At 41.2% G+C, this 7133-nt stretch carries 5 protein-coding genes; 4 read left to right on the forward strand and 1 reads right to left on the reverse strand.

Annotation, left to right across the window (positions count from 1 at the left end):
- Positions 1–30 precede the first annotated feature (30 nt).
- Positions 31–3690, forward strand: coding sequence for a magnesium chelatase subunit H (bchH, locus tag RMY63_RS10980; protein ID WP_322728728.1), 3660 nt, complete (start codon positions 31–33; stop codon positions 3688–3690).
- A gap of 324 nt (positions 3691–4014) precedes the next feature.
- Here bchH and RMY63_RS10985 read toward each other — a convergent pair whose 3' ends face one another.
- Positions 4015–4704 (reverse strand): hypothetical protein, encoded by a 690-nt coding sequence (locus tag RMY63_RS10985; RefSeq protein ID WP_322728729.1) that lies wholly within the window; start codon positions 4702–4704, stop codon positions 4015–4017.
- A gap of 552 nt (positions 4705–5256) precedes the next feature.
- On the opposite strand from RMY63_RS10985, the gene RMY63_RS10990 reads away from it, so the two are divergent.
- From RMY63_RS10990 to RMY63_RS11000, 3 genes are all read left to right on the forward strand, one after another.
- Positions 5257–5478 carry a type II toxin-antitoxin system HicB family antitoxin gene (locus RMY63_RS10990; RefSeq protein WP_322728730.1) on the forward strand — a complete coding sequence of 74 codons (222 nt, stop codon included), beginning with the start codon at positions 5257–5259 and terminating at the stop codon, positions 5476–5478.
- A gap of 752 nt (positions 5479–6230) precedes the next feature.
- Positions 6231–6671, forward strand: coding sequence for a hypothetical protein (locus RMY63_RS10995; RefSeq protein WP_322728731.1), 441 nt, complete (start codon positions 6231–6233; stop codon positions 6669–6671).
- A gap of 145 nt (positions 6672–6816) precedes the next feature.
- Positions 6817–7133: HEAT repeat domain-containing protein (locus tag RMY63_RS11000; protein ID WP_416212506.1), on the forward strand; the 317-nt coding region annotated here is incomplete at its 3' end.

The following is a 7133-nucleotide window of genomic DNA, read 5'->3' on the forward strand; positions in this document are numbered from 1 at the left end:
AAGTAAAGAAATATTTCGTAGCTTACAGGCATGAAACGCATCGTCTTGATTGCTGGGTTTGAATCATTCAACGCTGACTTGTACAGAAAAGCAGCCTTTTTGGCTAACTCTCGCTGTCCTGAGTTGGATATTCGGGTATTTAGCGATCGCGATCTTACCAACAAACGCACTGAGGTAGAAACAGCACTTGATGGCGCTGATGTGTTTTTCGGTAGCCTACTATTTGATTATGACCAAGTTGTGTGGTTGCGCGATCGCATTGCCCAAATTCCTATTCGCCTAGTCTTTGAGTCAGCCTTGGAATTGATGAGTTTAACCAAGTTGGGTGACTTTGCCATTGGCGACAAGCCCAAAGGAATGCCCAAACCAGTTAAATTCATCCTCGACAAATTTAGCAACGGACGAGAAGAAGACAAACTCGCTGGTTACATCAGCTTCTTAAAAATTGGCCCGAAACTCCTCAAATACGTACCAGTACAAAAAGTCCAAGACTTACGCAACTGGTTAATTATCTATGGTTACTGGAATGCTGGCGGTTCAGAAAACGTCGCTTCATTATTCTGGACACTAGCAGAAAAATACTTAAGTTTAAAAGTCGGCGACATTCCCCCGCTAGTCGAAACCCCCAACATCGGATTACTCCATCCCGACTATCCAGGGTTTTTTGAATCACCCCGCGAATATTTAGAATGGTATAAAACCCATTGTAGAGACGCGATGAATCGCGTCTCCCCAGTTATCGGAATTCTCCTCTACCGAAAACACGTCATCACCAAACAACCCTACATTCCCCAACTAATTCGCAGTTTTGAATCAGCCGGCTTAACTCCTTTACCCATCTTCATCAATGGCGTAGAAGGACACGTGGCGGTACGAGATTTAATGACAACCGATTATGAAATTCAGCAACGACAATTAGGTAATATAGAAACTCCCTCACTATCAAGTGAAGCAGTAAAAGTGGATGCGATCGCTTCGACAATTGGCTTTCCTTTAGTGGGTGGCCCGGCTGGTTCAATGGAAGCTGGCCGTCAAATAGAAGTAGCAAAACGTATCCTCACCGCCAAGAATGTACCTTATATCGTTGCTGCACCACTATTAATTCAAGATATTTACTCATGGACGCGCCAAGGTGTCGGCGGATTGCAAAGTGTAGTGTTGTACGCATTACCAGAATTGGATGGGGCTATTGATACTGTTCCCCTTGGTGGTTTGGTAGGCGAAAATATTTATCTGGTTCCCGAACGGGTGGAGCGATTAATTGGTAGGGTGAAAAGTTGGGTGGCTTTACGGCAAAAACCTGCATCGGAACGCAAGATTGCCATTATATTATATGGATTTCCTCCAGGTTATGGTGCTGTGGGGACAGCTGCATTATTAAATGTGCCGCGTAGCTTGCTGAAGTTTCTCCACGCACTCAAAGAACAAGGTTATACCGTGGGAGATTTACCGGAAGATGGGGAAGAATTGATTCGCTGGGTGAAAGAAGCGGATGAAACTTTTGATGATACAAAAAATATCCCTGCGTCCGTTAGCGCCCATACCCTAGAAAAATGGTTGGGATATCTGCAAACTTCCCGCATCGAAAAACAATGGAAATCTCTCACGGGAACTGGAATTAAAACTTATGGCGACGATTTTCAAATTGGCGGTGTGCAATTAGGAAATGTGTGGATAGGTGTACAACCACCTTTAGGTATACAAGGCGACCCGATGCGCTTAATGTTTGAACGAGATTTAACGCCGCATCCCCAATATGCTGCTTATTATAAATGGTTGCAAAATGAGTTTCAAGCTGATGCTTTAGTTCACTTTGGAATGCATGGAACGGTGGAATGGTTGCCTGGTTCTCCGTTGGGTAATACGGGTTATTCTTGGTCGGATATTTTGTTAGGAAATTTGCCTAATCTATATATATATGCGGCGAATAATCCGTCTGAATCGATGTTGGCAAAACGTCGCGGTTATGGTGTGTTGATTTCTCACAATGTACCACCTTATGGGCGTGCAGGTTTGTATAAGGAGTTGGTGGCGTTGCGTGATTTGATTTCAGAGTATCGTGAAGATCCACAAAAGAATTATGTCTTAAAGGAAGGAATTTGTAAAAAAATTGTAGACTCTGGTTTAGATGCCGATTGTCCCTTTGAGGATGCTAAACGGTTAGGAATTGCGTTTACTCCTGAAAATGTGCGGATGTTTAGCAGTCATGCTTTTGATGCTTATTTGGTGGAGTTGTATGGATATTTGCAAGTTTTAGAAAATCGGTTGTTTTCTTCTGGGTTGCATACTTTGGGGGAAGCACCGAATGAAGAGGAGTTAGCTTCTTATTTGGAGGCTTATTTTGGGGAAGAGGAAGGAATAAACGAAGAAAGAGAAGAAGAGGAAAGACTAATAAGGAATTTGTTAATGCAATCTACAGATGAGTTAACAAATTTGTTAAGAGGGTTGAATGGGGAGTATATTCCGCCTGCGCCTGGTGGGGATTTGTTGCGGGATGGGGCTGGTGTTTTGCCGACGGGGAGGAATATTCATGCTTTAGATCCTTATCGGATGCCTTCGCCTGCGGCGTATGAACGGGGACGGGAAATTGCTCAAAAAATTATTGTCCAGCATTTGGATGAATATGGGAAATATCCTGAAACGGTGGCGGTGATGCTTTGGGGATTGGATGCGATTAAAACTAAGGGTGAATCTTTGGGGATTCTGTTGGAGTTGGTGGGGGCTGAACCTGTTAAGGAAGGAACTGGTAGAATTGTTCGTTATGAGTTGAAGCCGTTGGCGGAGGTTGGACATCCCCGCATTGATGTGTTGGGTAATTTGTCTGGAATTTTTCGAGATAGTTTTGTGAATATTATTGAATTGTTGGATGATTTATTTCAACGGGCGGCTGATGCTGATGAACCGGAAGATCGGAATTTTATTAGGAAACATGCTTTAGCTTTAAAAGCCCAAGGTGTGGAAAATGCATCGGCGAGATTGTTTTCTAACCCGGCGGGTGATTTTGGTTCTTTGGTGAATGATAGAGTTGTAGATGGTAACTGGGAATCTGCGGAGGAGTTGGGGAATACTTGGCAAAGTCGCAATGTATTCAGCTACGGGAGAGAAGATAAAGGTCAAGCTAGACCGGAAGTTTTGAATACTTTGTTAAAAACTAGCGATCGCATTGTTCAAGAAATCGATTCGGTAGAATATGGTTTAACTGATATTCAAGAATATTACGCCAATACTGGCGGTTTGAAAAGGGCGGCAGAAAAGCAAGGCGGGAAGAAGGTAACTACCAGCTTTGTGGAAAGTTTCTCGAAAGATACTACGCCACGCAAGTTAGATGATTTGCTCAGAATGGAGTACCGCACTAAGTTGGTAAATCCCAAATGGGCGCAAGCGATGGCGAATCAAGGTTCTGGTGGTGCTTTTGAAATTTCCCAACGGATGACGGCGTTGATTGGTTGGGGTGGTACTGCCGATTTTAGCGATGATTGGGTTTATGACCAAGCCGCAGATACTTATGCGTTAGATGCAGAGATGGCGGATAAATTGCGCAAAGCAAATCCTGAAGCTTTTCGCAATATTTTAGGGAGAATGTTGGAGGCGCATGGGCGCGGTTTCTGGGAAGCTGATGCTGATAAGTTGGATAAGTTGCGGCAATTGTATGAGTTAACAGATGAAGAGTTAGAGGGTGTGACGGTTTAAGAAAACATCAAAAATGCGATCGCTTTTAACCAGCGCCCTTCTTAATACCAGGCTTACAGAAATTAGAGTAGGATAGCTGTGCTATCCTACTCTAATTTTTAAAGGGTCTGACCTGCTTGAACAAGTTTTAGCATTTCAACATCGCATTTTGCCAACAGAGTCAATTGAGTAATATAACTTCAAACCAACTTGCAATGTCAATCCAGTAGAGTGCGTTAGCCTTTAGCGTTACGCACCGAATCCTTAAGAATGGTGCGTTACGCAAAACGCTAACGCAACTACAAATACCTAATTTTGTTCAAAAATCAAATCGGATTTCTATATTTACAGCTCAAAAACCCCAAACCAAGTACCATTGCCGTATCCTACATTAACTAAGTCGTATCCTTGATTCCACCTGTCCTGAATAGCAGCTGTAAAATCACTAAGATTATCTCTGGAGCTATAAGCACTCGTACCTGGTGTGTCTTGAAAAACCCCAAACCAAGTACCATTGCCGTATTCAACATCAACTAAGTCGTATCCTTGATTCCACCTGTCCTGAATAGCAGTTGTAAAATCACTAAAATTATCTCTGGAGCTATAAGCGTTACCACCTGGTTTGTCTTGAAAAACCCCAAACCAAGTACCATTGCCGTATTCAACATCAACTAAGTCGTATCCTTCATTGTACCTGCTCTGAATAACAGTTGTAAAATCACTAAAATTATCTCTGGAGCTATAAGCGCTACCATCTGGTGTGTCTTGAAAAACCCCAAACCAAGTACCATCGCCGTATTCAACATCAACTAAGTCGTATCCTTGATTCCACCTGTCCTGAATAGCAGTTGTAAAATCACTAAAATTATCTCTGGAGCTATAAGCGTTACCACCTGGTTTGTCTTGAAAAACTCCAAACCAAGTACCATCGCCGTATTCAACATCAACTAAGTCGTATCCTTCATCGTACCTGCTCTGAATAGCAGTTGTGAAATCACTAAAATTTGCGTTGTAACTGTAAGCGTTCGTAACCATAACTGTATTTCCCTCTAAATATTAAAGTTTCTCTAAATATGGCGCTAATTCGAGTTCACCGTTTTAAAAACTATAAATCTCGGACGTAATCTGAATCCCAATTGAGTAATATAACTTAAAAAAAACTTGCAGTTTAGTAATTATGACTGGACGACATAAACAGCTAGTAAACTGTTATAATAAGCCTCATAGACCTATCTTTTTTTCCCATAAAGCACTTCAAACTTTATCTTATAAGCTTTTCATATCATCCATCAATTGAAGGAAAGAGTGCACTTGCAGATTTTCTCAGTCTTGGAAATGGAGATCAAGAAATCATCGAACATTGGATAGTTAAATTTCAACCTGTTTCTACCTGGGTTGAAGCTGTAAGACTCGCAAAAGCACTGCGGAATGCAACGGCTCACGGCGCTCTTTCCGCAAATAAAGTTAAAAAATGGGGACTCCAAAAGCCACTTCTAACTTTATCAGAGAACCTAGCAGAAATTGTTGTGGCTGGAATGCAAAAACTAATATAGTTATAGGTTTGAAGTGAGGTATTTGGGGTTGGGTATGGAAAATTCTTTTACTGCTGTATATGAAAAGTTAGATGATTGGTATATTGGCTACGTTCAAGAATTACCCGGTGCTAATGTTCAAGAGAAAACTCTAGAAGAAGTTAGAGAAAGCCTACGGGAAGCAATAGAGTTAATTCTAATATCAAATCGGGAACTCGCAGAGCAACAACTCTCCGATAAAGATGTCGTTCGTGAACAGATTACTGTCAAATTATAGTGAAAAGACGTGAATTAATTCGCCATTTGGAAGACAGAAATGGTGCGTTACGCGTTTCCCATAAGGGATTTCCAACAAATAAATTATCCAATCTTGTAGGCTGGCTGGGTTGAAAAGCCTGTTTTTGCTTACGGTCGGGCTTTTTGTCTCACCCCACAATCAATAGACTTCTTGCATGAATCAATGAGCTTTCACCCTAAATCCCTCTCCCAAGCTTGGGAGAGGGACTTTGAAATTGTCTCCCCTTGGTAGTGACCATGCATTTAGTAATGTTGCTTGAGTACGACCAGATAAATAATAGGCTCTTTGGTATTCTTATTTTTGATTCACTCCTACGCTTGAGACTGTGAAAATTTAAACCTTTGCAGCTAATGTTACTTCATGTATAAGAAAGGCTTAAGTTTTTCTTGCAAATGTATAAGCTGTTGCTACAAACGCTTAATACTTTGCAACAAATGCTTTTCTATGTATAAGAAAGGCTTAAGTTTTTCTTGCAAATATATAAGTAGTTGCTGCAAATGTTTAATGCTTTGCAACAAATGTTCTTCCATGTATAAGAAAGGCTTAAATCATTGCAGCAATTGTTGTAACTAACTTATAAATCTATTTAATACCTATAATAAAATATAGTCTAAGTAAAATTAACTAAAACTTTAGAAATGCGATCGCAACTGATTTGTTATATTTTCCCATGACAATCAGAAACACGGCAGTATAAAAAAGTACTATTAACCTAATAGCAGAGATGCATTATGGCACGTCGTAAAAGAAATTCCACCGTTTTAGAACGAGCCGATCGCCGGATTGAAAGTTTACAATCTATCAGTGTAGAACTTGACTTTGGCCAAGGATTGACTATACAAGCTTACACCATGACAATTAACGATCTCCGGTCTAAGCTTGCTGCTTACAACACTGCATTATCTACCATTGACAAACTCACAGATGACGTGAATAACGCCGAAAAGGCTGTAATAGCGATGTCAGAACAAATGTTATTAGGAGTTGGCAGCCGTTACGGTAAAACCAGCCCAGAATACGAGATGGCGGGTGGTGCTAGACGAAGTAATACCAAGAAGAAGCGAAGCGTACTAGGCAATTCCAAACCCACCAATTCTTTAGCAGCTGATTCTGTTAAGGTTTCTTCTGCAAATGGATCTATGAATGGGGTGTCGGGTGCGATCGTCAGTTGAGTAAAATTCAATAGGGTTTAGTATCAATTTAAGCTTAAACACTCAATTTACCGTGGTTTGAGATCCCCTAGCCCCCTTAAAAAGGGGGAAAATTCTTAAAGTCCCCCTTTCTGTTCGTTGGAGTGCCGCAGAGGCGTTAGGAAAAATCAGCAACCAAGAAGCTATATTTGCCTTAATTAAAGCTTTGCACCATGAAGATTACTCCGTTCGTAGGAGTGCCACAGAGGCGTTAGGAAAAATTGGCAACCAAGAAGCTGTATCTGCCTTAATTAAAGCTTTGCACCATGAAGATTTTGATGTTCGTTGGAGTGCCGCACAGGCGTTAGGAAAAATCGGCACTCAAGAAGCTGTATCTGCTTTAATTAAAGCTTTGCATCATGAAAATTATGCCGTTCGTAGGAGTGCTACAGAGGCGTTAGGAAAAATCGGCAACCAAGAAGCTGTATCTGCCTTAATTAAAGC

This window comes from Nostoc sp. ChiQUE01b, from assembly GCF_034531255.1.
Lineage (GTDB): Bacteria > Cyanobacteriota > Cyanobacteriia > Cyanobacteriales > Nostocaceae > Nostoc.